This is a genomic window from Streptomyces sp. D2-8 (genome assembly GCF_023184515.1).
In the GTDB taxonomy this organism is placed as follows: Bacteria; Actinomycetota; Actinomycetes; order Streptomycetales; family Streptomycetaceae; genus Streptomyces.
Map to the genome: position 1 here is coordinate 660,696 of NZ_JAAHBP010000001.1, position 24,878 is coordinate 685,573.

Below are 24,878 nucleotides of genomic sequence, written 5' to 3' on the forward strand. Positions count from 1 at the left end.
AACTCTCCCTCCGGCACGCGCCGCAGGTCACAGTGGGTCAAGTCCTCCGCAGGGCATGGAGGACGGGCGCTGCGGCGCGCTGCCGGAGGGGGGGCGGCGCGCAGGCGGCGGGGATTGAAGCCCGCTGACGGGGTACTCGCCGTGTCATACCCGAACCGAACCCCAACCGATCGAGGGTTTACGGGAGTTGATGATGGCGAGCTTCGGACACGGTACGCGCAGGCACCCCCGCTCACGTGGCCGGACGTGGTCACGGACCGGGACGGATCGCGCGACACTCGGACTCATCGGAGTCATCTGCGCCGTTGCAGGCTTCTTCGTGCTGGGGATCGTTCTCGGTCCCGCCGCCATGGTCTGCGGCTGGCTCGCCATGGGCCGCGCGTGGTCGGGCTCGCGCCCCACCGCGGCCGTGATCGCCCTGGTCCTGGGCGCCATCGACACGCTCCTGGCCATCATCTGGCTGTCCGGGGCGGCCACACCGGGCATGGGCATGTTCTGACCCGGGTGGGACGAGGGAAGGGCCTCCGGCGATGCGACCGGGGGCCCACCCATGTGCCCTGGCCCACTCCTACTCGACCGGTGCCCCCTTGAGCGCCGCCAACTCCCCCCGCAGCGCCCGCACCTCCTCGGTCAGCTCCTGTATCGCCTCGGTCTGCCGCTGCTCCTCGGCGTCGTCCTTCTCGAACCGCGCGATGAACCAGGCCGCGATGTTCGCCGTCACCACACCGAGCAGCGCGATTCCGGACAGCATCAGCCCGACCGCGAGGATCCGCCCGAGCCCCGTGGTCGGTGCCATGTCCCCGTACCCCACGGTGGTCATCGTGGTGAAGGCCCACCAGACGGCGTCCCCGAGCGTCTGGATGGAAGCCCCGGGGTTGTCCCGTTCCACTTCCAGCACGGCCAGCGCGCCGAACACGAGCAGTCCCAGACACGACCCGGCGACATACGTGGTGACCCGTACCTGCGACGCCATCCGTGCCCGCTGCCCGGCCAGGAACAGCATCGACACCAGTTTCAGCAGCCGCAGCGGCTGTACCAGCGGCAGCACCACGGCCAGCAGAGCCAGCGGATTTCCGCGGACGAACCGCAGCCGGTCCTCGGCCAGCAGCAGCCGGACCAGATAGTCGACGGCGAAAGCGGCCCACACCGCCCAGTTGGTGACGTGGCACGCCGTGAGCAGCTCCTCCCGGGCCTCGGGAGTCACGATCGGGAGGGCGTAGGCGATCGCGAAGAGTACGGCCAGCGCCAGCAGGGGGCCTTGAGTGCGCCGCTCCCAACGGGCCAGAGCGGTCTGTTCTGTCATCGGGAGCGTCATGGGGAGCATGGTAGGAAACGCGGAGGGCGGCACCCGGTCGGGGTGCCGCCCCAAGGAACGGCGTGCGACGCCGGCGTCCTACGCGTCGCCGCCCGCGGCCCCCGGGTCCGCCGCCGACACGTCGAGCAGCTGGTACCGGTCGATGGCCTGCTTGAGCACGGAGCGGTCCACCTTGCCCGCACGGGCCAGCTCGGTCAGCACCCCCACCACGATCGACTGCGCGTCGATGTGGAAGAAGCGGCGGGCCGCACCCCGTGTGTCGGCGAAGCCGAAGCCGTCGGCGCCGAGCGACTGGTACGTCTGCGGCACCCAGCGCGCGATCTGGTCCGGAACCGAGCGCATCCAGTCGGACACGGCCACCACCGGCCCCTGCGCGTCCGCCAGCTTCCGCGTCACGTACGGCACCCGCTGCTCCTCCTCGGGGTGCAGCAGGTTGTGCTCCTCACAGTCCACGGCCTCGCGCCGCAGCTCGTTCCAGGAGGTCGCCGACCAGACGTCCGCCTTGACGTTCCAGTCCTCGGCCAGGATCTTCTGCGCCTCGACCGCCCACGGCACCGCGACACCCGACGCCATGATCTGGGCCGGAATCGAGCCGCCCGTGCCCTCGCTGAACCGGTGGAGGCCCTTGAGGATGCCGTCGACGTCCACGCTCGCAGGCTCGGCCGGGTGCTGGATGGGCTCGTTGTAGACGGTCAGGTAGTAGAAGACGTCCTCGCCGTGCGGGTGCTCCTCGGAGCCGCCGTACATCCGGCGCAGGCCGTCCTTGACGATGTGCGCGATCTCGAAGCCGAACGCCGGGTCGTACGCGACGCAGCCCGGGTTCGTGGAGGCCAGCAGCTGCGAGTGGCCGTCCGCGTGCTGGAGGCCCTCACCGGTCAGGGTCGTACGGCCGGCGGTCGCCCCCAGGACGAAACCGCGCGCCAGCTGGTCGGACATCTGCCAGAACTGGTCGCCGGTGCGCTGGAAACCGAACATCGAGTAGAAGACGTAGACCGGGATGAGCGGCTCGCCGTGGGTCGCGTACGCCGAGCCGGCGGCGATCAGCGACGCCGTACAGCCCGCCTCGGAGATGCCGTCGTGCAGCATCTGGCCGTTCGGCGACTCCTTGTAGGCGAGCAGCAGGTCGCGGTCGACCGACTCGTACTGCTGCCCGAGCGGGTTGTAGATCTTCGCGCTCGGGAAGAACGAGTCCATGCCGAACGTGCGGTACTCGTCCGGCGCGATCAGCACGAACCGCTTGCCGATCTCCTTGTCCCGCATGAGGTCCTTCAGGAGTCGGACGAAGGCCATGGTCGTCGCGATGGACTGCTGACCCGAGCCCTTCTTCACGGTCGCGTACGTCTTCTCCTCGGGCAGCGCCAGCGGCTTGGAGCGGACCACGCGCGTGGGGACGTAACCGCCGAGACCCTTGCGGCGGTCGTGCATGTACTGGATCTCCTCCGAGTCCCGGCCCGGGTGGTAGTACGGCGGCACGCCGGACTCCAGCTCCTTGTCCGGGATCGGCAGGTGCAGACGGTCGCGGAAGCGCTTGAGGTCGTCGACCGTCAGCTTCTTCATCTGGTGCGTGGCGTTGCGGCCCTCGAAGTTCGGGCCCAGCGTCCAGCCCTTGATCGTCTTGGCCAGGATCACCGTCGGCTGGCCCTTGTGCTCCGCGGCCGCCTTGTACGCCGCGAAGATCTTCTTGTGGTCGTGACCACCGCGCCCGAGGTGCAGGATCTGGTCGTCGGTCATGCCCTCGACCATCGCCCGCAGCCGGTGGTCGTCGCCGAAGAAGTGGTCGCGGATGTAGGCGCCGGTCTCCGTGGCGTACGTCTGGAACTGTCCGTCCGGCGTGGTGTTCATCCTGTTGACCAGCACACCGTCGCGGTCCTGGGCCAGCAGCGGGTCCCAGCTGCGGTCCCAGACCAGCTTGATCACGTTCCAGCCGGCGCCGCGGAAGATCGACTCCAGCTCCTGGATGATCTTGCCGTTGCCGCGCACGGGCCCGTCGAGGCGCTGCAGGTTGCAGTTGACGACGAACGTGAGGTTGTCCAGGCCCTCGCGGGCGGCGATGGACAGCTGGCCCAGCGACTCCGGCTCGTCCATCTCGCCGTCGCCGAGGAACGCCCACACCTGCGACTTCGAGGTGTCGGCGATCCCGCGCGCGTGCATGTAGCGGTTCATGCGCGCCTGGTAGATCGCGCCGATCGGGCCGAGGCCCATCGACACCGTCGGGAACTCCCAGAAGTCCGGCATCAGCCGCGGGTGCGGGTACGACGACAGGCCGTACGGTGCCTTCGACTTCTCCTGGCGGAACCCGTCCAGGTGCTGCTCGCTGAGCCGGTCCAGCAGGAAGGCGCGGGCGTAGATGCCCGGCGAGGCATGGCCCTGGAAGAAGACCTGGTCGCCGCCGTCGCCCTCGTCCTTGCCGCGGAAGAAGTGGTTGAAGCCGACGTCGTACAGGGAGGCGGAGGACGCGAACGTGGCGATGTGGCCGCCGACGCCGATGCCGGGGCGCTGGGCCCGGGAGACCATCACGGCCGCGTTCCAGCGGGTGGCGTTGAGGACCTTGCGCTCGATGTCCTCGTTGCCCGGGAAGAACGGCTCGCTCTTGGTGGGAATGGTGTTGACGTAGTCCGTGCTGCGCATCTCCGGCACGGCCACGCGCTTCTCGCGGGCCCGCTCGATCAGCCGCAGCATCAGGTAGCGCGCCCGCTCCCGGCCGCGCTCGTCGACTGCGGCGTCGAGGGAGTCGAGCCACTCCTGAGTCTCTTCGGGATCGAAGTCAGGAACCTGACTCGGAAGGCCGCCAATGATGATCGGGTTGCGATCGGATGCGGAAGCCACGCTGTTCCTTACCTGTCAGAGGGCCTGCGAGGGCCGCTGTTTCGCTTTCGTCGCCGGGGCGTCGTCGCTGGGGGGCGCGCCGCTCCCATGGTCCACCTCGGGGCCGGGAATCGTCATCTCTACCCGGCGGTAACCCAGACGTGAGATCGACTCCGCGACGTATGGGGCGAATACCTTCGAGTCTCGTACCCACAGACGATTCCCAAACGCCCAAACAGGGCAGAAAGGTGTGGTGTACGTCACCACGGACCATGATGGTGTGCCTGGAGTTGCGGTGGCAGCGCCAGGATCGTCACCGTTTCGGCGGTCTGAACGGCCGGGTACTTGCGCGATCGGTCCCGCCCGTGTGGACTACGGCCAATGCTTCGCGCACGCGCGTGGCTGAGTTATTCCCAAAACATGATCAGGAGGCAACCCGTGAGCGCGACCGCGGACCACGCGGAGGAGCGGACGAACCCTGCCGCCAGGCTGGGGTTCCAGCCCGGGCAGGTGGTCCAGGAGATCGGCTACGACGACGACGTGGACCAGGAGCTCCGCAAGGCCATCGAGGGCATCATCGAGGCCGACCTGGTGGACGAGGACTACGACGACGTGGCCGATGCCGTTGTGCTGTGGTTCCGTGACGACGACGGCGACCTGACGGATGCGCTGGTGGATGCCACCACGTACATCGAAGAGGGCGGCGCGATCCTGCTCCTGACGCCGAAGACCGGCCGTTCGGGGTACGTGGAGCCGAGCGAGATCTCGGAGGCCGCCACCACGGCGGGTCTGACGGCGTCCAAGAGCGTCAGCGTCGGAAAGGACTGGAGCGGCAGCCGGCTGGCCACGCCCAAGGCCGCCAAGTCCAAGCGTTAGTCGTACGGCGGGGCGGGCCGGCGCAAGCCGTCGGCCCGCCCACCGGCCTGTGCCGGTGCCTGCGTAGGGTGGTCCCACCCGAAAAGCCCCACGAAGGGACACCCACAGCGATGGCGATCCAGGTCGGCGAGAAGGCCCCCGACTTCGAGCTCAAGGACAACCACGGCAGGGCCGTGCGGCTGTCCGACTTCCGGGGCCGGAAGAACGTGGTGCTGCTCTTCTACCCCTTCGCCTTCACCGGCGTGTGCACCGGTGAGCTGTGCGAGCTGCGCGACCACCTGCCGCAGTTCTCGGACCGCGACACCCAGCTGCTCGCCGTCTCCAACGACTCCATCCACACCCTGCGCGTCTTCGCCGAGCAGGAGAACCTGGAGTACCCGCTGCTGTCGGACTTCTGGCCGCACGGCAACGTCTCGCGGGCCTACGGCGTCTTCGACGAGGACAAGGGCTGCGCCGTGCGCGGCACCTTCGTCATCGACAAGGAGGGCGTCGTGCGGTGGACCGTCGTCAACGGTCTGCCGGACGCGCGCGACCTGAACGACTACGTGAAGGCGCTCGACTCCCTGTGACGCCGGTCGGGCGGCATGCGCTCGACACCCGCTGAATTGTCGGCTTCAGGGCCTGCGAGGGGCGGGAACCCGTCACTAGGATCGAATCGTTGATCCGACATCCGAGCACAACGGGGCATCCCGCCCCTGGACACCAATGGAGGACTCGTGGGAGTCAGCCTCAGCAAGGGCGGCAACGTATCGCTGAGCAAGGAGGCGCCGGGCCTGACCGCGGTCATCATCGGTCTGGGGTGGGACGTCCGCACCACGACCGGCACGGACTTCGACCTGGATGCCAGCGCGCTGCTGCTGAACAACTCCGGCAAGGTCGGCAACGACCAGCACTTCATCTTCTTCAACAACCTCAAGACCCCGGACGGCTCGGTCGAGCACACCGGTGACAACCTCACCGGTGAGGGCGAGGGCGACGACGAGCAGATCAAGGTCAACCTCGCCACCGTCCCGGCCGACGTGGAAAAGATCGTCTTCCCGGTCTCGATCTACGACGCCGAGACCCGCCAGCAGTCCTTCGGCCAGGTGCGCAACGCGTTCATCCGCGTCGTGAACCAGGCGGGCGGCGCCGAGATCGCCCGGTACGACCTGAGCGAGGACGCCTCCACCGAGACCGCCATGGTCTTCGGTGAGCTCTACCGGCACGGCGCGGAGTGGAAGTTCCGCGCCATCGGCCAGGGCTACGCCTCGGGCCTGCGCGGCATCGCGCAGGACTTCGGCGTGAACGTCTGAACCACCTGAAGGCCCTGACGAAAGGGTCCGAAGCGTCACTTGTCCGGCGCCGCACGGTTTACGTGCGGCGCCGGACGTGCAGGACCACCTCAGAAACACCACCGGGCCTGTGGCCCCAAGGGGAGGGACAGCAACATGGGCGTCACGCTCGCCAAAGGGGGCAACGTCTCCCTGTCCAAGGCCGCACCCAACCTCACTCAGGTGCTGGTCGGGCTCGGCTGGGACGCGCGCTCCACCACCGGAGCGCCCTTCGACCTCGACGCCAGCGCCCTGATGTGCAGCAGCGGGCGCGTGCTCGGGGACGAGTACTTCGTCTTCTACAACCAGCTCAAGAGCCCGGACGGCTCGGTCGAGCACACCGGCGACAACCTCACCGGCGAGGGCGACGGCGACGACGAGTCGCTCCTGATCGACCTCCCCACGGTCCCGCAGCAGTGCGACAAGATCGTGTTCCCCGTCTCCATCCACATGGCCGACGAGCGCGGCCAGACCTTCGGCCAGGTCAGCAACGCCTTCATCCGTGTGGTCAACCAGGCCGACGGCCAGGAGCTCGCCCGCTACGACCTGAGCGAGGACGCCTCCACGGAGACCGCGATGATCTTCGGCGAGCTCTACCGCTACCAGGGCGAATGGAAGTTCAGGGCCGTGGGACAGGGGTACGCGTCGGGGCTGCGGGGCATCGCGCTGGACTTCGGGGTCAACGTCTCATAACGCGTTATGAGCAAAATCCGGGGCCCAGTGGGGCGCGGAGGGCGGACGACTAGACTTCGGCTTCAAAAGTTCGTAAAGCCGGGTACGGCGCGGGGGAGCCCCGTACACACACGATTGGGTAGCCAGTGGTTTTGAAAACCTTCGGGTGGTCGTTCGCGGTCACCGCGCTCGGCCTGGTCGCGGCGCTCCTGTTCGGCGGGTGGACCGCGCTCGGCGTCGTCGCGATCCTGTCCGTCCTGGAGATCTCGCTGTCCTTCGACAACGCGGTGGTCAACGCCGGGATCCTGAAGAAGATGAATGCCTTCTGGCAGAAGATCTTCCTCACGATCGGCATTCTGATCGCCGTCTTCGGCATGCGGCTGGTCTTCCCCGTCGTGATCGTCGCGGTCAGCGCCCAGCTGGGCCCGATCGAGGCCGTCAACCTCGCCCTGAACGACAAGGACCAGTACCAGCAGCTGGTGACCGACGCCCACCCGTCGATCGCCGCCTTCGGTGGCATGTTCTTGCTGATGATCTTCCTGGACTTCGTCTTCGAGGACCGGGACATCAAGTGGCTCGGCTGGCTGGAGCGCCCGCTGTCCAAGCTCGGCAAGGTCGACATGCTGTCGGTCTGCATCGCGCTGATCGTCCTGCTGATCTCGGCGATGACCTTCGCCACCCACGCCCACCAGCACGGCGGCACCCACGTCGACAAGGCGGAGACGGTCCTGCTCGCCGGTATCGGCGGCCTGATCACCTACATGATCGTCGGCGGGCTCTCCGGCTACTTCGAGGACAAGCTCGAAGAGGAGGAGGAGCGCGAGCACGAGGCGGAGGAAGCAGCCGAGCGCAGCGGCAAGCCCCGCTCGGCGGTGCAGCTGGCCGGCAAGGCCGCGTTCTTCATGTTCCTCTACCTCGAGGTCCTGGACGCGTCGTTCTCCTTCGACGGCGTGATCGGCGCCTTCGCCATCACCAACGACATCGTCCTGATGGCTCTCGGCCTCGGCATCGGCGCCATGTACGTCCGGTCGCTGACGGTCTACCTGGTCCGCCAGGGCACCCTCGACGACTACGTCTACCTGGAGCACGGCGCGCACTACGCCATCGGCGCGCTCGCCATGATCCTGCTGGTCACCATCCAGTACCAGATCAACGAGATCGTCACCGGCCTCATCGGCGTCGTCCTCATCGGTGCCTCCTTCTGGTCCTCCGTCCGCCGCAACAAGGCACTGGCGGCGGCCGAGGGAAAAGCCGGCTCGGACGAGAAGACTGAGGTCTCGTCCGGGGTGTGACACCCCTCCGGGTGAGGAACGCTCTGAGCGGGGCGGCCACCGAGGACTCCTCGGCAGGCCGCCCCGTTCGGTCGTCAAGGGCCGTGGGTACGGCGATGACCCGCGGTCTCCAAGTGAACGTGGGGGGCGGAATGGGCCTGTTCGACGGACTCCGGCGCGGCGAGGTGCAGTTCGACTCGGGCGACGCGTCGACCAACGCGATCGAACTGACCAAGCGACGGACGCAGATATCGCTCACCAAGCAGGGCGCGGCCACCGGCCATCTGCGCGTCAACCTCAGCTGGCGGATGCGCACGTCCGACATCGGCGGCTCCCAGCGCGAGAGCCTGCTGCGCCACCCCTTCCGGGCCCTCAAGCCCCCCGAGGTCGTCGGCCACAGCCAGAGCATGGTCAACGTGGACCTCGACCTCGGCTGTCTCTACGAACTCCAGGACGGCAGCAAGGGCGTCGTCCAGCCCCTCGGCGGCTACTTCGGCGACGTCAACGCCCCGCCGTACGTCAAGCTCAGCGGCGACGACCGGTTCGGCTCCGCGTCCGGCGAGACGATGTACATCAACCTCGACCACCGCGACGACATCAAGCGGCTCCTGGTCTTCGTCTACATCTACGACCAGACGCCCGCCTTCGACCGCGCCCAAGCCATCGTCACCCTCTACCCGAGCAACGGCCCCCGCGTCGAGATCCACCTCGACGAACGCCAGCCGCAGGCCCGCTCCTGCGCCATCGTCATGATCGAGAAGGTGAAGAACGAGATCATCGTCCGCCGCGAGGCGAAGTTCGTCTACGGCTTCCAGGCCGAGCTCGACCGGTTGTACGGGTGGGGACTGCAGTGGGGGCGGGGCTACAAGTCCAAGGTCGACCGCTGACCGCGGAGCCCTGGTGAGCCCCACCCCGGGGCTCTGCTCAGCGTCCGATGAACTGCGGGCCCTGCGGGGGCAGCCGGAAGTCCGGGGCGGGGACCGCCGTCACCGGCGGGGGGTAGTCGTAGCCGGCCTGCGCCCCCGCGGCACCCGCCGCGGCCGGTGCCTGGGGGTAGCCGTACGCGGGCCGGCCGGTGGGCTGCGGGTAGCCGTAGGCCGGCTGGGTCGGCGGCGGCTGCTGCGGATACTGTTCCGGCGGCAGCGGCAGGGAGACCTCGGGGGACTGCTGGGCGGGGCCGGCGGTCGTCGGCTGCGCGGGCGTGTTCGTGGTCGCGGGCGCGGGGACCGTGGTGGTCGGCTCCTCCATCACCTCCGACTCGTCCACCGAGATGCCGAAGTCGGTCGCGAGGCCCTTCAGCCCGTTCGAATAGCCCTCGCCCAGTGCCCGGAACTTCCAGCCCTCGCCGCGCCGGTACAGCTCGCCGCAGATCAGCGCGGTCTCCTCGCCCGTCTCCGGCTTGACGTCGAAGTACGCCAGCGCCTCGGTGCCGGTGCCCGCCGCGTCGTACAGCAGAATGCGCAGTTCCTGTACGCGGTCGAACGTCATGCCGTCCGCGGACGCGACCAGCAGAATCCGGCTGACTTCCGACTCGACACCGGTGAGCTCTGTCTGGATCGTGTCGGTCAGGCCCTCGGCGACCCGCTTCTTGCCGAGCCGCCACACCTTTCCGGCCGGATGCCGGGGCTGGTTGTAGAAGACGAAGTCCTCGTCGGAGCGCACACGACCGTCGGGGCCGAGGAGCAGCGCGGAGGCGTCGACGTCCGGAACCCCCTGCCCGGGTGTCCAGCGCAGCACGGCGCGCACCGTGGTGGCTTCCAGCGGGACGTTCGACCCCTTCAGCATCGCGTGCGTCATGCGGTCATCCTGCCTTCTCGGTCCTGCTCACGACAACGCGGGGGCCGCGGTCACGAACGGCGCCCACGGCCGTCGCGGACTACCGTCGTCATGGTCGGGCCTGGCTGTGCTTGCCCGCGTTACCTGAAATTCATGCCTGATGGGAACCTCTGCCATGGACTTCTACGTACTATTACCGGCCACCTTTCATCGATTCGCAGGCCGCATCACCACCACGGGGGAGTTCCATGCGTCATTTCGGGCACATCGCCCCTGAGGTGCGGAAGCGTCTCTTCTTCCGCGAGCCGTGCGTGTTCACCCCGGAATCTCCTGCCCGGCTGCTCTCGGCCGCCCTGGGTGCCACGCTGTACAGCCCGGCCACCCGGCCCCGCCTGGCCGACGACGTCCTCAAGCAGGCAGGGCGCGGTGTGGTCTCGATGGTGCTGTGCCTGGAGGACTCGATCGACGACGCGGACGTCGGCCCCGGCGAGGAGAACCTCGTCCGTCAGTTCGCGGCCCTCGACGACCTCCCGGACGCCGACCTGCCGCTGCTGTTCATCCGGGTCCGCGCCCCCGGGCAGATACCCGACCTGGTGCGACGTCTCGGCCCCGCCGTCCGGCTGCTGTCCGGATTCGTCCTGCCCAAATTCACCGAGGAACGCGGCATTCCGTTCCTGGAGGCCCTGGCCACCGCCGAGGCAGAAAGCGGCCGTCGCCTGTTCGCCATGCCCGTGCTGGAGTCCCCGGACCTGCTCTACCGGGAGTCGCGCGTGGACACCCTGGAGGGCATCTTCCGGGCGATCGACAAGTACCGCGACCGCGTGCTCGCCCTGCGCCTCGGCGTGACGGACTTCTGCTCCTCCTACGGACTGCGCCGAGGCCCCGACATGACGGCCTACGACGTGCAGGTCGTCGCCTCCGTGATCGCCGACGTGGTGAACATGCTGGGCCGCGCCGACGGGACCGGTTTCACCGTGACCGGGCCGGTGTGGGAGTACTTCCGGGTCCAGGAGCGCATGTTCAAGCCGCTGCTGCGGCAGAGCCCCTTCCTGGAGGTGCAGGCCGCGGAACTGCGCGAGAAGCTGATTGAGCACGCCATGGACGGCCTGCTGAGGGAGATCTCCCTGGACCAGGCCAACGGCCTGCTGGGCAAGACCTGCATCCACCCCTCGCACGTGCTGCCGGTGCACGCCCTGTCGGTCGTCAGCCACGAGGAGTTCTCGGACGCCCAGGACATCCTCCGCCCCGAGCGCGGCGGCGGGGGTGTGCTGAGATCGTCGTACACGAACAAGATGAACGAGGTGAAACCGCATCGGGCCTGGGCCGAGCGGACCCTGCTGCGTGCCGAGGTTTTCGGCGTGGCGAACCAGGACATCGGCTTCGTGGAACTGCTGGCGGCGGGACTGCCGGGCTGAATCGCATGGAGAAGGCGGAGAGAGCAGTGAACGAGGGGGAGCACCGCGAGGTGCGCGCCGACGCGCCGGCCGGGCCGGCCGACGCGACCGACGGCGTCTGGTCCGGCACCTGGGTCGCCGAGCGGCTCGGTGTCGAGCTCGTCGGCGAGGACCGGCTGGCGGGCCTGCTGGGGCTGGCGCTGCGCCGCAACCCCAAGCGGGCTCACCTGCTCGTGTCGAACGTGCTCGGCAAGCACGTGCCGCAGTCGCCGTCCGTGGTGTACGGCTACGGACGGGAACTCGGCCGCCGGGTGCGTGACCTGCTGGGCGACGACGAGGCCCGCAGGGCCGTCGTCCTCGGCTACGCGGAGACCGCGACCGGCCTCGGCCACTCCGTCGCCGACGGGCTGGGCCTCGCGCCCTACCTGCACTCCACCCGTCGCCCGGTCGCCGGTCTCGACCCGGCCGGCGGCTTCGAGGAGTCCCACTCCCACGCGACCTCGCATCTGCTGCTGCCGGAGGACCCCGCGCTGCTCACCGGCGACGGGCCGCTGGTCCTGGTCGACGACGAGTTCTCCACGGGCAACACGGTGCTGAACACCGTCCGGGACCTCCACGAGCGGTATCCGCGGCGGCGGTACGTCGTGGTGGCGCTGGTGGACATGCGGTCACCGGCCGACGCCGGCCGGCTGGAGGAGTTCGCCCGCGAGATCGGCGCGCGGGTGGACCTCGTGGCAGCGGCTTCCGGCACGGTACGGCTCCCCGAGGGGGTGCTGGAGAAGGGGCAGGAGCTGGTGGCGCGGTACGAGTCGGAGAGTGCGACGGAGGGTTCGTCGTCGGCTGCGGCGCCGTCTGGGCCGGACGCGCAGTTCCCCGCGCCCCTTGAGGGCGCTGCCGACACGCCCCTCTCAGGGGCGCGGGGAACTGCGCGAGCAACCCCCACCGGCCCACAGCCGGAAGACGAGCGAACCCACCCTCACACCACCCGCGTAGACCTCCGCTGGCCTGCCGGCCTCCCCGACGGCGGGCGGCACGGCTTCACCCCCGAGCACCGCGGCCGGCTGGAGGCCGCCTTGCCCGGCATGGCGGCCCGGATCGCCGACGCGCTGCCCGAGGGCGCCCGGCGCGTACACATACTGGGCTTCGAAGAGCTGATGTACGCCCCCCTCCGGCTCGCCCACGAGCTGGAGCGGACCGCCGACGCCGAGGTCCGTTACTCGACCACCACCCGCTCACCCGTCCTGGCCGTCGACGACCCCGGCTACGCGATACGCACCCGCCTCGCCTTCCCCGCCCACGACGACCCCGCCGACGGCCCGGGCGAGCGGTACGCCTACAACGTCGCCGGCGCCGGATGCGACGCCGTCGTCGCGGTGGTCGACTCGGCCGGAGACACTCCCGCGCTGCACGCGCCCGACGGTCTGCTGGCCCGGCTCGCCGCGCACACGCCGCGGGTCCTCCTCGCCGTCATACCGTCGCACGCCCCCGAAAGGCCCTCCATGCTGCCCGAGCCCCTGCGCGGCCCCGCCTTCTCCTCGTACGCGCCCGAGGAGGTCGGCTGGCTGCTCCAGAACCTCTCGGACGTGACGCTGGAGGCGCCGACCGAGGAGCGCGAGGAGGCGATCCAGAGCGGCGGCGCGCACTACGCGGAGTCGCTGCCCGTGGAGTACCAGCCGAGCGAGCAGTACCAGGAGCTGTTCCACGCCGCGCTGGAGGAGTCGGCGGCCCGTATCGCCCAGGCGGTCGGCGTCGTCACCGAGACGGTCCTCGCCGAGCGGTCCCCGCGGCCGGTCCTGGTCTCCCTGGCCCGCGCCGGAACGCCCGTCGGCATCCTCATGCGCCGCTGGGCCGAGCACCGGCACGGCCTCGACCTGCCGCACTACGCCGTGTCGATCGTCCGCGGCCGCGGCATCGACGCCAACGCGCTGCGCTGGCTCGCCCGGCACCACGACCCCCGGGACGTCGTCTTCGTCGACGGCTGGACCGGCAAGGGCGCCATCACCCGCGAACTCGCCCAGGCCCTGGAGGAGTTCGAGAAGTCCGACGGCATCAGCGGCTTCAGCCCCGAGATCGCGGTGCTGGCCGACCCGGGCTCCTGCGTGCGGACCTACGGCACCCGCGAGGACTTCCTCATCCCCTCGGCCTGCCTCAACTCCACCGTCTCCGGCCTGATCTCGCGCACCGTGCTCCGCGCGGACCTGGTCGGCCCGGACGACTTCCACGGCGCGAAGTTCTACCGCGAACTCGCCGGCACCGACGTCTCGGTGGCCTTCCTCGACGCCGTGTCCGCCCGCTTCCCCGAGGTCGCCGACGCCGCCTGCGCGCAGGCCAAGGAGCTGCTCGCGACCGACCGCTCGCCCACCTGGGAGGGCTGGGCCGCCGTCGAGCGCATCAGCGAGGAGTACGCCATCCACGACGTGAACCTCGTCAAGCCCGGCGTCGGAGAGACCACCCGGGTCATGCTGCGCCGCGTGCCCTGGAAGGTCCTCGCGCGGGCCGGGGCGGGCAGCGATCTCGACCACGTGCGCCTGCTGGCCGAACACCGCGGCGTGCCCGTCGAGGAGGTCGACGGACTGCCCTACACCTGCGTCGGCCTGATCCACCCCAAGTACACCCGGGGCGCGACCGGCGCCGACGGCAAGGCGGTGACGATCTGATGCCCGCACTCGTCGCGAGCGACCTCGACCGCACCCTGATCTACTCCTCCGCGGCTCTGGCGCTGACCATGCCGGACGCACGGGCGCCCCGGCTGCTGTGCGTGGAGGTGCACGAGAGCAAGCCGCTGTCGTACATGACGGAGACCGCGGCCCGGCTCCTCACCGACCTGGGCGACGCGGCCGTGTTCGTGCCGACGACGACCCGGACGCGCAAGCAGTACCAGCGCATCAACCTGCCGGGCCCGGAGCCCACGTACGCGATCTGCGCGAACGGCGGACACCTCCTGGTGGACGGCGTCTCCGACCCCGACTGGCACGCGCAGGTCACCGCACGGCTGGCCGACCAGTGCGCGCCCCTCAGCGAGGTGCAGGAACACCTGCTGAGGGCCGCCGACCCGGTCTGGGTGCGCAAGCACCGCGTCGCCGACGACCTCTTCGCCTACCTCGTCGTCGAGCGTGAACTGCTGAACGAGGACTGGGTGAAGGAACTCGCGGTCTGGGCGGAGAACCGCGGCTGGACGGTGTCCCTCCAGGGCCGCAAGATCTACGCCGTTCCCAAGCCGCTCACCAAGAGCGCGGCGATGCGCGAGGTCGCCCGCCGGACCGGTGCCGATCTCACCCTCGCCGCCGGTGACTCCCTGCTCGACGCCGACCTGCTCCTCGCGGCCGACCAGGGCTGGCGCCCCGGCCACGGCGAGCTGGCCGACACAGGCTGGACGGCCCCCGCGCTCAGGGCGCTTCCCGAACGGGGTGTTCTTGCGGGGGAGCGGATCCTGCGGGAGCTTCTCGCCGCCGCCGGGTCCGGCCGGTTCGCCTAGGAGTTCGAGGGGTGCGGTGGTTGTGCGTGTACGGGCTCGTCGTGGCTCGTCGCGCAGTTCCCCGCGCCCCTTTCTGGGCGTCGTAGCAGCCGTACGGTGATGAACGCCGCCACCGCCACGGCCGCCACGGCGAGGACCACCTTCGAGTAGGTGGAGACGAGGTCCGTCACCTGGTGCCAGTTCGCACCGAGGAAGTAGCCCGCGAGCACGAACGCCGCGTTCCAGATCGCGCTGCCCAGCGTGGTCAGCCCCAGGAACACCGGCAGCCGCATGCGCTCGACACCCGCCGGCACGGAGATCAGGCTGCGGAAGATCGGGATCATCCGGCCGAAGAACACCGCCTTGGTGCCGTGCCGCAGGAACCATGCCTCCGTGCGCTCGATGTCCGAGACCTTCACCAGCGGCAGCCGGGCCGCCATCGCCACCGTCCGGTCACGGCCGAGCAGCGCACCGACTCCGTACAGCGCGAGGGCGCCGATCACCGAGCCGGCCGTCGTCCACAGCAGGGCGGCGAGCAGGCTCATCCGGCCGCTGCTCGCGGCGAACCCGGCGAGGGGCAGGATCACCTCGCTGGGCAGCGGCGGGAACAGGTTCTCCAGGGCGATGGCGAGACCGGCACCCGGCGCGCCCAGGGCGTCCATCAGGTCGTTGACCCACTGCGGTCCGGCGTCCGCTGCGATGGCTGTCATGCCGCCACGCTAGGAAACCGAAGCTGAAGAACTCCTGAGGAAGAACCCCTGGGGAAGTGCGTCAGCCGCAGCAGCCGCCTCCGCAGCAGCCGCCCCCACCGCCGCCGCCCGCGCGGGGTGCCGGGGCCGGGGCGGAGGCGGAGCCGCCGACCGCGACCGTGGAGAGGAGCTTCACCGTGTCGTCGTGCCCCGAGGGGCAGGCCGCGGGGTCGGAGGACTCGGCCATGGGACGGCTGAGTTCGAAGGTGTCGCCGCAGGTCCGGCAGCGGTACTCGTAGCGAGGCATGCGCACAGGTTAACCGGCACGGTCACTGGCCGGCCCCGCGTTCCTCGCGGATCTCGGAGACCACGTGGGCCACTGCCCGGCGGACCGCTTCCGTCTCCGTGAGGAAGTGCCAGTAGTCGGGGTGGCGGCCCTCGAGCGTGGCGACGGCGCGGTCCAGGCGGGACACGGCGTCGTCCAGGGGGCGGGCGTGGCGCGGGTCGGGGGTGTTGCGGCCCGCCATGGCGAGGCGCTGGGCGTCGCGGATGGCGAAGCGGGTGCGGTCGATCTCCTGCTCGGGGTCCTTCTGCACGGCGTTCAGGCGGCGCAGGCGGTCGCCGGCGGCCGAGACGGCCTCGTCGGTGTTGTTCAGGAGGGCTCGTACGGTCGACAGCAGGGCCGTCGCGTCGGCCCAGCGCTGTTCGCCGCGGGCGGTGCGGGCCTCGGCCAGTCTGGCCTCGGCCTGGCGGACGTTCTCGGCGGCGGCGTCGGGGACCTGCTGCAGGTCCTGCCAGCAGGCCGCGGTGAAGCGGCGGCGGAGCTCGCTCAGGGTCGGTTCGACCTGCTCGGAGCGGGTGGTGAGGGCCTGGGCGCGGGTGCGCAGGGAGACGAGGCGGTGGTCGATCTCGGCGGCGCGGTCCGGCAGCCGCTCGGCCTCGACACGGACCGCTTCGGCCTCCCGGGTGACCCGCTCGGCCCGCACCAGGGTGTCCGGGACGCCGTGCTGTCCGGCGCCCTGGTTCAGCTTGGTGAGCTCCGGGGACAGGACGGCGAGCCGGGCGGCGAGGTCGTCCGCCTTGAGACCGGACGCGCGTACGGAGTCCAGGGCGTTGGAGGCGGCGAGCAGGGCCTGGCGGGCGCGCTCGACGGCCGGGGCGAGGCGGGCCAGCTGGGTCTCGGCCTTGCCGAGGAGCGGGCCGAGGCCGTCGGTGAAGCGGTCCAGCTCCTGCTTGACCCGGCCGAGTTCCTCCTTGGCGGCGGTCAGCTCGGTGCGGGCGCGGGAGGCGGCGGCGGCCTCCAGGTCGTCGCGGTCGAGGTCGTGGGCGTCGACGGCGTTGATGTAGCGGTGGCTGGCCTCGTCGATGCGGTTGCCGAGGGCGTCGAAGTCGGCGACGGCGCGCCGGGCGGCGGGGGAGTCGTCGACGGCGGTGATCGTCTCGATCGAGATGCGCAGGTCGCGCTGGGCGGTGTCGAGCTCGTAGAAGGCGGCCGCGGCGGCGTCCTTCGCGGCCTGGGCCTCGGCCCGCTGGTTCTCGGCCCGGCCGCCGAACCAGCGGCGGGTGCCCCCGCCCGCGAAGGCGGCGGGCAGGGCCGGCACGGCCAGCAGGGGGAGCACGATCAAGGTGAGCAGGCCGGGGGTGCGGGGGGTGCGGCGGCGCGGGCTGTGTGCGCGCGGCACCGACGGCGATTCCGGCTGTCCTGGTGTCGCCGTCACATCCCTCTCCCGTGCTGTGGTCCACCCTGCCCGGTGTCATTCTCCCACCGGTTAAGGACGAACACACGGGCCGGTCAGTTCGCTGTCCGGACCGTCACTTTGCCGTCGCCGGTGCGGGCGGACACCACATGGGAGCTGGTCTCGTCCCGGGGCACCGACACATCGACGCCGCCGTCACCGGTCTCGGTGGTCACGCGGTAGGTGGCTCGGGGCAGGGCGAGTTCACGGAGCCGTCCCCGCTGCGGGACTCCACGCGGTCCGGTACGACGCCGAGTTCGAGGCGGACCGAGCCGTCACCGGTGTGGGTGCGGACGTCACGGGAGGCGACGTTCGCCCGGATGGAACCGTCGCCGGTGCGCAGCTCCAGGGGGCCGGTGGTGTCGGTGACCCGGACGGAGCCGTCGCCCGTGCGGATGCTGAGGGGGTCCCGGAAGCCCCGGGCGCGGACACTGCCGTCGCCGTCCTCGACCTTGACGGTGATGCCGCGCGGCACCTCGATGCGGTGCTTGGCCGAGCAGTCGGCGACGACGCCGGAGCACGCCAGGCGCAGCACCAGGCGGTCGTCCCGCATGTCCCAGGTGACCTCGGGGTCCTTGCCGACGACGACCGAGCCCTGGAACCAGCGGGTGACACCGATCCTGCCCGCGGGGTTCTCGTCGGAGGCGACGATCTCGAGGGCCGAGTCGTCGGAGTCGACGGTGAGGGTGCGGCCCTGGAGGGCGAAGGACCGGTGGTCGGGGTCCGTGTCGTCCCCGGCGGACGCCGCGCAGGCGCTGAGCCCGGCGACGAGCACCACGACGGCACCGGCGAGGGCGGCGCGGACGGTGGCGGTGCGTGTGGTCATGACGATCTCCCCCTGGACTAACGACGGCGCTCTGGGGCGCTCTACGACCGTAGGGATCCGGGGCTCACCGGGGGATCCGGGCCGCTCCCGGATCAGGAGTGGGGTTATCCCCAGGTGCGGGACCCGGTACGGTCCCGCGATACGGGTTTGCGGGACCGTGCCCCGGGCAATGTAGGCTGTCGACTCGTCCTGGGCGTGGCCCGGGAGCCGGGTGCGTAGCTCAGGGGTAGAGCGCCTGCCTTACAAGCAGGATGTCGGCGGTTCGAAACCGTCCGCGCCCACCGCACCGAGTTTCGGGTCCGAGGCCCTCCAGGAATGCTCCTGGAGGGCCTCTCCTGTGGGCGTGCCCCCGGCGGCAGGGGTCAGTAGTTCGCGTTGGCGAGGAGTTCGCCGTCCTCGTCGTACACCGTGACGAGGCCGTTCTCGGACTCGTAGCAGGAGGTGAACGCGGAGGCGATGAGTTTGCCCTCGCCCTGGTGGGGGCCCATCATGCCGCCGCTGAAGTCGGTGAAGACCTCCGCCGCGTCGAGGATGTCGTTGCGCTTGTCCGCGCCGGTCACCTTCGTGACGTGTTCGACGGCGGCCTTCTCCGTCGCCGTGCCGTTCTCGGCGACGCAGCTCCTGAACTGCTCGGCCTGGGGCTTCTCGTCGGCCGACTCGGCCTTCTTGGGGCTGTCGCCCCCCGGCTTGCCTTCGGCGGCGACGGCCTTGTCCTTGTTCGAGGTGTCGCTGCTGTCGTCGCCCCCGCCGCCCGTGGCCACGGCGGCGATGACGAAGAGGGCGAGGATGCCCGCGCAGCCGAGGCCCGCGATCTTGCCCACGCCGCGCTTCTTCGGCGGCTGGGGAGCCGGGGCGCCGTAACCGGGCTGCTGCGGGTGGGGCTGGTTCGGCTGCTGTGGGTACTGCTGGCTCATGGGTCCCCCTCGGGATCATTCGTGTGGTGCGGGTGTACGACCCGCCGGGGACGCCGTGTGGTTGTAGAGGGTTGAATGAGTTCACCTGATGGGAGGGCGGTCCTTCGCACGTCCGGCAGTGGCTCGTACGCCCGTCCGCCGCCCCGGGGCGGCGTCGGCTCAGAACTGTCTCTACGATGAGCCCGTGAACAGCCCCGAGCAGCGCGCTCCCCGACCCGCCGTGCGGCGGTGGCATGTGCTGTGCGTGCTGGGGCTGTTGGCGGGGTTGCTGGGCATGCACGGGCTGGCGCCCGGCGGCGGTCTCCCTCACCGGATGCACACGCAGCACGCGGCCGCCTTCCAGGGCCATGCGCCCCAGGCCCATACGCCCCTGACTCCCATGCCCCAGGCCCAAGTCATGCCCTACGGGCACTGCGGTGACGGGCATCTCCAGCACGCCGACGCGAGCTGTGCGTCGGGTGCCGTGGGCGGTGGGCCGGTGTTGCCTCCGCTGGTTCAGGACCCGGTCCCCGTGGGTGTGGGGGAGAGCGCCGTTCGGGCGTACGCGGTCGTGGATACGGATGGTGCGCGGGCCCCGCCTTCCCTGGCCGAGCTCCAGCTTCTGCGGATCTAGACACACGCATCACGCCGGCCGGCACCGACCGGTGGCGGCGTGATGTCCCGTCGTGTCCGGAAACCTCAGTTCCTTCCTTGCAGAAGCAGGAGTTCACGCATGAGCAACAGCATTCGTACCGTGGCGCGCCGTGCTGCCCTGGTGGCGGCGACGGGTGCCGCGGCGGTCGTCCTCACCGCCTGCGGCGGTGACGGTGCCGACCGTGCCGCCGGCGGTGCCGGTCACGGCGACGCCGGAAGCCACAGCGCCACCGCGACCCCGTCGCCCGCCGGCGCCCACAACCCCCAGGACGTCGCCTTCGCGCAGGGCATGATCCCGCATCACCAGCAGGCGCTGGAGATGGCGCGGCTGGCCGGCGACCGGGCCTCCTCCGGGGCGGTCAAGGACCTCGCCCGGCGGATCGAGAAGGCGCAGGACCCGGAGATCCGGACCATGACCGGCTGGCTGAAGACCTGGGGCGAGGACGTCCCCGGGGCCTCGGGCGGCGGTATGGACCACTCCGCGTCGGGCCACTCCGGCATGCCCGGCATGATGAGCGGCGAGGACATGGCCGCGCTGGAGAAGCTGACGGGCAAGGCCTTCGACGTCCAGTTCCTGACCCTGATGGTCGAGCACCACGAAGGGGCCGTGGAGATGGCCCGGACCGAGCAGAGCAAGGGCCGCCACAGCCCTGCCAAGGCCATGGCCGACGACATCGTCACCGCCCAGAACGCCGAGATCAGCGAGATGAACAAGCTCCTCGGCAAGAGCCAGAGCACTGGCTGACCTGACGGCGAGGTGTCACGAGGCGTCGCCGGTCTCCTCCGGCGGCGCCTCGTGCGCGTGCTTCAGCTCCGAGCGGGCCGCCACCCGCTCGGGGCCTGCGAGTTCGGACCAGTAGCGGTGGGTGCTGACGAACACCGCGAGTTCGTGCTCCCGCTGCCGGAGCTTCTCCACTTCGGCCTGTTCGTCGGCGGTCCAGCCGGGGGAGGCGGGCCGTTCCACCTTGCGCCAGCCGTTGTCGTCGCTGAAGCCGTCCAGCGGCTCCACCGACCAGGGGAGCCGCTTCAGCAGGGCCGACAGCTCGGCCCGGACCTGATGGAGTTCCTCCTGACCGGCCAGGAGATCACTCGGAAAGTCATAGGTCGTAGCCACGGCCCAATGATACGCCTGTTCGAATTTGGCAGGCGAGTTCCTTCCTGTGGTTCATGCGAACGGGTGTACCCACCGCAAGGGCGCCGCGTCGGCGCCCGTCCTCAGCCCCCGGACCTGTCCGTCAGCTCGCCCACCACCCGGGCCGCCACCGGAGCCGGTACGCCGTGGCGCTCGGCCGCGCGGAGCAACGCGCCGCCGATGGCGTCCAGTTCGAGGGGCCGGCCGGCCTCGGCGTCGCGCTGCATCGAGGACTTCGTCGACGGCGGGAAGGCGTCGTAGCGGGCGAGGGCCCGGGCCGGGTCCGCCGGGCCGCCGCACGCCCGGCTGATCGCGGCCGTCTCCTCGACCAGGGCGGTGAGTTCGTCGCGGTGGTGGGTGCGGACATCGCCGAGGGGGAGGCCGTAGCGCGTGGTCAGCAGGGCGAACGGTGCCAGGAACGACATCTTCGCCCACAGGGCCGCCGTCTCGTCCTCCAGCACGCGGGTGGCCGGACCGGCGGCGGCGAAGGCCTCGGCGAGGGCGTCGAGGCGGGGCCGCGGCACGTCCGTGCCGGTCAGGTCGATCTCCGCGAAGGGGCTGCCGTGTTCGATGACGCCCGGCGCGACACGGGTGGACTCCACGCGGATCACGGCGGGGGCCACGCGGTCGGGCCGGTGTCGGGCGCGCAGGGCCGCCGGGTGTTCGAGGCCGTTCAGGAACGGCACGAGAAGGCCGCCGGACAGCACCGGGGCGGGGACTCGCGCCAGGGCGGCGTCGAGGGTGGTGTGCTTGACGGTGACCAGACACGCGTCGACCGGTTCCCGCAGCTCGGTGTCCGCCTCGACGGGGGCCGTGAAGTCGCCGAATGCGGCGCTGCGGACCTGGATGCCGTCGGTGCGCAGGGCCTCGGCGGTCTTCTCGCCGGACAGGCAGATCACGCGGTGGCCGGTGCGGGAGAGCAGGGCGGCGAGCAGGCCGCCCACGCCGCCGGGGCCCAGGACGGCCACGGTGAGTTCGTTCGCCACGAGGAGTTCCTCTCGTCGGTCGGCCCCGGGACGGTGGCCGCCTCGGAGCGATCATGGCAGGCGTCGCTGTCCTGCGAGGGCCGAAAGGGTGAGACTGGGGGCATGTGCCGGAGTATCAAGACGCTGCGTCCGCCCGCCATGCCCGAAGAGGCCACCGAGGCGGATGTGCGCGCTGCCGCCCTGCAGTACGTGCGGAAGGTTTCGGGATTCCGCGCCCCCGCCGCTCACAACCAGGAGGTGTTCGACCGCGCCGTGGAGGCCATCGCGCAGGCCACGGCCGAGTTGCTGGACGGCCTCGAGGTCCGCGGGGCCGGGGCGCGGAAGGCGAGCTAGGGCCGGGGCGCGGAAGGCGCGAGCAAGAGCCTCAGACCGCCAGTTCGGGCCGCGGTTCGGGTTGCGGCGCGGCGGTGGGCTGCGCTTCCCACAGCCTGACGGTCCGCTGGTAGCCGTAGACGACCGAGGCCATCGCCAGCAGGCAGAGGGGGCCGGACAGCCACGGGTATGCGGCCATCTCCAGCGGCAGGAAGCGGTAGGACGCCAGCAGCACCGCGAAGACGGTCGTCCCGTAGACGATCAGCTGGGTTCCCGCGCGGTCCCAGCCGCGGTCGTACGTGCGCAGCGCCGCCTCGACCGTGTACGCGAACACCACGCCGGCGACGAGGTCCACGCCGTAGTGCCAGCCGAATCCCAGGGTCGCGGCGAGGGTGCCGACCAGCCAGAACGTGCCGGCGAGACGTAGAGCGCGCGGTCCCTTGCGGGAGTGGATGAAGATCGTGGTGGCCCATGCCGTGTGCAGGCTGGGCATGCAGTTGCGCGGGGTGATCTCGTCGAACGGCATCGCGTACGGGGTGGTGATCGGCGGCAGGGTGTCCGGCCACAGGTCGGCCGCCGCCCAGTGCCCGCCCTCGGGGCCGTAGGCGAACATCGGCCCGACCACGGGGTAGATCATGTAGATGGCCGGTCCGAGCAGGCCTATCAGCAGGAAGGTGCGCACCAGGTGGTGGCGCGGGAAGCGCTGTTCGGCCGCCACGTTGCGCAGCTGGTACAGCGCCACACAGACCGCGGCCACCGCGAGCTGGGCGTAGACGTAGTCCAGGGCGTGCTCGCCCACCGGGCCGCTCGCCCTGAGGAGCCGGCCCGCCAGCCATGACGGGTTGCCCAGCGCGTGATCGGCCATGGCGATGTACGGGTCGAGTATGACCGGGCGGGTCTGCGACGTGATCAGCAGCCAGGTGTCACCGGTCTTGCGGCCCGTCACCAGCAGCAGTCCGAGCCCCACGCCCTTCAGTATCAGGACGCGTTCCGGGCCGGTGCGGCGCGCGAGGGCGAAGACCGCACAGCCCAGGATCACCCACAGCGCGCCGTTGCCGAACGGATGGCCTTCGGCGGGGTAGGCGCCGATCGCCCACCGCACCAGCAGGAAGACGAGGTCGATGCCGATCGCGGTGCCGAGGGCGATGAGCCGTTGCCGCCAGGTGAGCACCACCATCGTCAGTGCCAGGCTGGCGTACAGCAGGAAGCCGGACTTGGGGGCGTAGATCACCTCGCGTGCCTGCGTGGTGATCGGCCCCGGTATGCCGAGGTGGTGTGCGGCGATCTGGAGCGCCACGAGGAATCCGAGCGTGATCACGCCTGCCGCCGCCCACAGCATGGCCCGTGGGTGCCGCCTCGCGGCGAGGACGATCCGTCGTGTCCGAGAGGCTTTCCGCGACGCCGTCGTGATCAATGTCTCAGCCGCTTCCAGGTCTGGGTGGTCGTGGTGGTGGGTCGGAGCCGGTCTACGACGTCCGCGGCTCGCGCCGCATCACGTACACCGCCCCTGCCCCGGCGCCGAACAGCGCCCCCACCGACACCGCCGTCGCCAGCCAGCTCGCGCCCAGCCAGTGGGCGCCGAAGTAGCCGAGGGCGACGCTGTACACGGCCCAGGTGAAGCCGGCCAGGGCCGACCAGGGCAGGAAGTCGCGGGCGCGTCGGTGGGCGGCGCCCGCGCCGAGGGAGACCACCGAGCGGCCGGCGGGTGCGAAACGGGCGAGGACGACGAGGGCGCCGCCGCCCCGGGCGAGGGCCGCGCCGAGCCGTTCCTGTGCGGTGGTCAGCCGCCGGGAGCGGGAGATCGCCCGGTTCAGGCGGGCGCCGCCGCGCCAGGCGAGGCGGTAGGCGACCAGGTCGCCCAGGACGGAGGCGGTGGCCGCGCAGAAGATCAGGGCGAGGATGTCGGGCACGTCGGTCGCCGTGCCCGCTGCCGCCGCCGTGGCCGCCGTGATCACCAGGATGCCGCTGGGCAGCACCGGCAGGAACACGTCGAGCAGGACGGACAAGGCCACCACCGCGTAGATCCATGGACTGCCGATCGGCAACCCCACTTGCTCAAGCACCGCAACTCCCCGTGACTCCCCCGTGGGCCAGACCGTGCCGCGGTGGCGCGGGGGGAGCGGCAGGAGTGGCCATGACAGCCATAGAGCGTACGCCTGGGGTGTGACGGGCGGTTCACGGGGGGCTCATACGTTCGGTGCGGACTGTTCACCTCGTCTTGGCTCATCCCGAATTGTCGGGATGTGTGCGGGTGCAGACAGAACGGCGCCTCCCCCGGGGGGGAAGGCGCCGCTGTGTGTCCGGCGGGCCGGGCGGCTCAGGCGGCCACCGGCGTCTGGTCCGCGGAGCGCTGCTCCTGGGTCGAGGTGCGCTTGGTCAGCAGCCGGTCCAGGCCGAACGCGCCGGAGCCCGTGAAGATCAGCAGGAACATGGCCCAGCAGTACATGGCCGCGCCCTCGCCGCTGTTCTCGATCGGCCACAGGCCCTGGGGCTGGTGGACCTTGAAGTACGCGTACGCCATCGCGCCGGAGGAGATGAACGCCGCGATGCGGGTGCCGAGGCCCAGCAGCACCAGGGTGCCGCCGACGAGTTCGATGACGGCCGCGTACCAGTTCGGCCAGGCGCCGGTCGCGGCGGTGCCGCCCTTGCCGTCCACGCCGCCGAGGACGCCGAAGAGCGCGACGGCGCCGTGGCAGGCGAACAGCAGGCCGGTGACGATCCGGAACAGTCCGAGCGCGTACGGCTGGGCGCCGTTGAGGCGAGCGGTCATGCGGGGG

General features: G+C 70.7%; 25 protein-coding genes, 1 tRNA gene and 1 pseudogene. 14 read left to right on the top strand and 13 right to left on the bottom strand.

What is annotated here, in order from left to right; genetic code table 11:
- The first annotated feature begins 190 nt into the window (after window positions 1-190).
- Window positions 191-499 (top strand): small hydrophobic protein, encoded by a 309-nt coding sequence (locus G3I77_RS02935; protein ID WP_248500854.1) that lies wholly within the window; start codon window positions 191-193, stop codon window positions 497-499.
- 69 nt (window positions 500-568) lie between these two features.
- On the opposite strand, the gene G3I77_RS02940 is transcribed toward G3I77_RS02935, so the two are convergent.
- Both G3I77_RS02940 and aceE read right to left on the bottom strand, forming a co-directional pair.
- Window positions 569-1,303, bottom strand: coding sequence for a potassium channel family protein (locus G3I77_RS02940; RefSeq protein WP_248501450.1), 735 nt, complete (start codon window positions 1,301-1,303; stop codon window positions 569-571).
- A gap of 90 nt (window positions 1,304-1,393) precedes the next feature.
- The gene (aceE, locus tag G3I77_RS02945) at window positions 1,394-4,141 is read right to left on the bottom strand and encodes a pyruvate dehydrogenase (acetyl-transferring), homodimeric type (protein WP_248500856.1); all 2,748 of its coding nucleotides are present in this window, start codon (window positions 4,139-4,141) and stop codon (window positions 1,394-1,396) included.
- A 417-nt stretch (window positions 4,142-4,558) separates the two neighbouring features.
- On the opposite strand from aceE, the gene G3I77_RS02950 reads away from it, so the two are divergent.
- The 6 genes from G3I77_RS02950 (at window position 4,559) to G3I77_RS02975 (ending at window position 9,136) form a co-directional block, all read left to right on the top strand.
- Window positions 4,559-4,996, top strand: a complete 438-nt coding sequence (locus G3I77_RS02950; RefSeq protein WP_248500858.1) for a DUF3052 domain-containing protein — start codon at window positions 4,559-4,561, stop codon at window positions 4,994-4,996.
- A 110-nt stretch (window positions 4,997-5,106) separates the two neighbouring features.
- On the top strand, window positions 5,107-5,565 hold the full coding sequence (locus G3I77_RS02955; protein WP_248500860.1) for a peroxiredoxin: 459 nt from the start codon (window positions 5,107-5,109) through the stop codon (window positions 5,563-5,565).
- A 147-nt stretch (window positions 5,566-5,712) separates the two neighbouring features.
- Complete coding sequence (locus G3I77_RS02960; protein WP_248500862.1) at window positions 5,713-6,288, top strand: TerD family protein; 576 nt, start codon at window positions 5,713-5,715, stop codon at window positions 6,286-6,288.
- A gap of 135 nt (window positions 6,289-6,423) precedes the next feature.
- On the top strand, window positions 6,424-6,999 hold the full coding sequence (locus tag G3I77_RS02965) for a TerD family protein (RefSeq protein WP_248500864.1): 576 nt from the start codon (window positions 6,424-6,426) through the stop codon (window positions 6,997-6,999).
- Between the two features lie 125 nt (window positions 7,000-7,124).
- Window positions 7,125-8,270: a DUF475 domain-containing protein gene (locus G3I77_RS02970; protein ID WP_248500865.1), complete on the top strand. Its 1,146-nt coding sequence runs from the start codon at window positions 7,125-7,127 to the stop codon at window positions 8,268-8,270.
- A 131-nt stretch (window positions 8,271-8,401) separates the two neighbouring features.
- Complete coding sequence (locus G3I77_RS02975) at window positions 8,402-9,136, top strand: Tellurium resistance (protein WP_248500866.1); 735 nt, start codon at window positions 8,402-8,404, stop codon at window positions 9,134-9,136.
- 37 nt (window positions 9,137-9,173) lie between these two features.
- Here the strand turns inward: G3I77_RS02975 and G3I77_RS02980 are convergent, their stop codons facing one another.
- Complete coding sequence (locus G3I77_RS02980; RefSeq protein WP_248500867.1) at window positions 9,174-10,046, bottom strand: TerD family protein; 873 nt, start codon at window positions 10,044-10,046, stop codon at window positions 9,174-9,176.
- Window positions 10,047-10,273: 227 nt separating this feature from the next.
- On the opposite strand from G3I77_RS02980, the gene G3I77_RS02985 reads away from it, so the two are divergent.
- From G3I77_RS02985 to G3I77_RS02995, 3 genes are read left to right on the top strand one after another with little or no spacing between them, the layout of a single operon-like run.
- Window positions 10,274-11,440 (top strand): HpcH/HpaI aldolase/citrate lyase family protein, encoded by a 1,167-nt coding sequence (locus G3I77_RS02985; RefSeq protein ID WP_248500868.1) that lies wholly within the window; start codon window positions 10,274-10,276, stop codon window positions 11,438-11,440.
- A 5-nt stretch (window positions 11,441-11,445) separates the two neighbouring features.
- Complete coding sequence (locus tag G3I77_RS02990) at window positions 11,446-14,076, top strand: phosphoribosyltransferase (protein ID WP_248500869.1); 2,631 nt, start codon at window positions 11,446-11,448, stop codon at window positions 14,074-14,076.
- Window positions 14,076-14,894: an HAD family hydrolase gene (locus tag G3I77_RS02995; protein ID WP_248500870.1), complete on the top strand. Its 819-nt coding sequence runs from the start codon at window positions 14,076-14,078 to the stop codon at window positions 14,892-14,894. Before G3I77_RS02990 ends, G3I77_RS02995 begins: the two co-directional genes overlap by 1 nt.
- On the opposite strand, the gene G3I77_RS03000 is transcribed toward G3I77_RS02995, so the two are convergent.
- The 4 genes and pseudogenes from G3I77_RS03000 to G3I77_RS03015 all read right to left on the bottom strand — a co-directional run bounded on the left by G3I77_RS03000 (window position 14,891) and on the right by G3I77_RS03015 (window position 18,124).
- Complete coding sequence (locus G3I77_RS03000) at window positions 14,891-15,583, bottom strand: DedA family protein (protein ID WP_248500871.1); 693 nt, start codon at window positions 15,581-15,583, stop codon at window positions 14,891-14,893. The genes G3I77_RS02995 and G3I77_RS03000 overlap by 4 nt on opposite strands.
- A 61-nt stretch (window positions 15,584-15,644) precedes the next feature.
- The gene (locus G3I77_RS03005) at window positions 15,645-15,869 is read right to left on the bottom strand and encodes a zinc ribbon domain-containing protein (protein WP_104780813.1); all 225 of its coding nucleotides are present in this window, start codon (window positions 15,867-15,869) and stop codon (window positions 15,645-15,647) included.
- Between the two features lie 22 nt (window positions 15,870-15,891).
- A complete protein-coding gene (locus G3I77_RS03010) occupies window positions 15,892-17,280 on the bottom strand; it encodes a hypothetical protein (protein WP_248500872.1) in 1,389 nt (462 codons plus the stop codon).
- Between the two features lie 74 nt (window positions 17,281-17,354).
- A pseudogene (locus G3I77_RS03015) lies at window positions 17,355-18,124 on the bottom strand (DUF4097 family beta strand repeat-containing protein).
- A 209-nt stretch (window positions 18,125-18,333) separates the two neighbouring features.
- On the opposite strand from G3I77_RS03015, the gene G3I77_RS03020 reads away from it, so the two are divergent.
- Window positions 18,334-18,405 (top strand) — tRNA-Val (locus G3I77_RS03020).
- Between the two features lie 81 nt (window positions 18,406-18,486).
- On the opposite strand, the gene G3I77_RS03025 is transcribed toward G3I77_RS03020, so the two are convergent.
- Complete coding sequence (locus G3I77_RS03025; protein ID WP_248500873.1) at window positions 18,487-19,038, bottom strand: hypothetical protein; 552 nt, start codon at window positions 19,036-19,038, stop codon at window positions 18,487-18,489.
- A gap of 184 nt (window positions 19,039-19,222) precedes the next feature.
- Here G3I77_RS03025 and G3I77_RS03030 point away from each other — a divergent pair, with 184 nt between their 5' ends.
- Both G3I77_RS03030 and G3I77_RS03035 read left to right on the top strand, forming a co-directional pair.
- Window positions 19,223-19,651, top strand: a complete 429-nt coding sequence (locus tag G3I77_RS03030; protein WP_248500874.1) for a DUF6153 family protein — start codon at window positions 19,223-19,225, stop codon at window positions 19,649-19,651.
- 99 nt (window positions 19,652-19,750) lie between these two features.
- Complete coding sequence (locus tag G3I77_RS03035) at window positions 19,751-20,416, top strand: DUF305 domain-containing protein (protein WP_248500876.1); 666 nt, start codon at window positions 19,751-19,753, stop codon at window positions 20,414-20,416.
- 15 nt (window positions 20,417-20,431) lie between these two features.
- Here G3I77_RS03035 and G3I77_RS03040 read toward each other — a convergent pair whose 3' ends face one another.
- Entirely contained in the window at window positions 20,432-20,785 is a 354-nt protein-coding gene (locus G3I77_RS03040) for a hypothetical protein (protein WP_248500878.1), read from the bottom strand.
- 101 nt (window positions 20,786-20,886) lie between these two features.
- On the bottom strand, window positions 20,887-21,789 hold the full coding sequence (locus G3I77_RS03045; RefSeq protein WP_248500880.1) for a 2-dehydropantoate 2-reductase: 903 nt from the start codon (window positions 21,787-21,789) through the stop codon (window positions 20,887-20,889).
- Window positions 21,790-21,891: 102 nt separating this feature from the next.
- Here G3I77_RS03045 and G3I77_RS03050 point away from each other — a divergent pair, with 102 nt between their 5' ends.
- Window positions 21,892-22,122, top strand: coding sequence for a DUF2277 domain-containing protein (locus G3I77_RS03050; protein WP_234845278.1), 231 nt, complete (start codon window positions 21,892-21,894; stop codon window positions 22,120-22,122).
- Between the two features lie 31 nt (window positions 22,123-22,153).
- Here the strand turns inward: G3I77_RS03050 and G3I77_RS03055 are convergent, their stop codons facing one another.
- From G3I77_RS03055 to G3I77_RS03065, 3 genes are all read right to left on the bottom strand, one after another.
- Window positions 22,154-23,440 carry a phosphatase PAP2 family protein gene (locus tag G3I77_RS03055; protein ID WP_248500881.1) on the bottom strand — a complete coding sequence of 429 codons (1,287 nt, stop codon included), beginning with the start codon at window positions 23,438-23,440 and terminating at the stop codon, window positions 22,154-22,156.
- Between the two features lie 127 nt (window positions 23,441-23,567).
- Window positions 23,568-24,164 carry a VTT domain-containing protein gene (locus tag G3I77_RS03060; protein WP_248500883.1) on the bottom strand — a complete coding sequence of 199 codons (597 nt, stop codon included), beginning with the start codon at window positions 24,162-24,164 and terminating at the stop codon, window positions 23,568-23,570.
- Between the two features lie 254 nt (window positions 24,165-24,418).
- A complete protein-coding gene (locus G3I77_RS03065) occupies window positions 24,419-24,871 on the bottom strand; it encodes a DoxX family protein (protein WP_248500884.1) in 453 nt (150 codons plus the stop codon).
- Window positions 24,872-24,878: the final 7 nt, after the last annotated feature.

Coding starts and splice junctions, on each gene's coding strand:
- G3I77_RS02955 (WP_248500860.1), top strand. CDS start 5,107: ATGGCGATCCAGGTCGGCGAGAAGGCCCCCGACTTCGAGCTCAAGGAC.
- G3I77_RS02995 (WP_248500870.1), top strand. CDS start 14,076: ATGCCCGCACTCGTCGCGAGCGACCTCGACCGCACCCTGATCTACTCC.
- G3I77_RS02935 (WP_248500854.1), top strand. CDS start 191: ATGATGGCGAGCTTCGGACACGGTACGCGCAGGCACCCCCGCTCACGT.
- G3I77_RS02965 (WP_248500864.1), top strand. CDS start 6,424: ATGGGCGTCACGCTCGCCAAAGGGGGCAACGTCTCCCTGTCCAAGGCC.
- G3I77_RS03005 (WP_104780813.1), bottom strand. CDS start 15,869: ATGCCTCGCTACGAGTACCGCTGCCGGACCTGCGGCGACACCTTCGAA.
- G3I77_RS03035 (WP_248500876.1), top strand. CDS start 19,751: ATGAGCAACAGCATTCGTACCGTGGCGCGCCGTGCTGCCCTGGTGGCG.
- G3I77_RS02985 (WP_248500868.1), top strand. CDS start 10,274: ATGCGTCATTTCGGGCACATCGCCCCTGAGGTGCGGAAGCGTCTCTTC.
- G3I77_RS03000 (WP_248500871.1), bottom strand. CDS start 15,583: ATGACAGCCATCGCAGCGGACGCCGGACCGCAGTGGGTCAACGACCTG.
- G3I77_RS03055 (WP_248500881.1), bottom strand. CDS start 23,440: ATGCTGTGGGCGGCGGCAGGCGTGATCACGCTCGGATTCCTCGTGGCG.
- G3I77_RS02980 (WP_248500867.1), bottom strand. CDS start 10,046: ATGACGCACGCGATGCTGAAGGGGTCGAACGTCCCGCTGGAAGCCACC.
- G3I77_RS03050 (WP_234845278.1), top strand. CDS start 21,892: ATGTGCCGGAGTATCAAGACGCTGCGTCCGCCCGCCATGCCCGAAGAG.
- G3I77_RS02975 (WP_248500866.1), top strand. CDS start 8,402: ATGGGCCTGTTCGACGGACTCCGGCGCGGCGAGGTGCAGTTCGACTCG.
- G3I77_RS02940 (WP_248501450.1), bottom strand. CDS start 1,303: ATGACAGAACAGACCGCTCTGGCCCGTTGGGAGCGGCGCACTCAAGGC.
- G3I77_RS02990 (WP_248500869.1), top strand. CDS start 11,446: ATGGAGAAGGCGGAGAGAGCAGTGAACGAGGGGGAGCACCGCGAGGTG.
- G3I77_RS03025 (WP_248500873.1), bottom strand. CDS start 19,038: ATGAGCCAGCAGTACCCACAGCAGCCGAACCAGCCCCACCCGCAGCAG.
- G3I77_RS03065 (WP_248500884.1), bottom strand. CDS start 24,871: ATGACCGCTCGCCTCAACGGCGCCCAGCCGTACGCGCTCGGACTGTTC.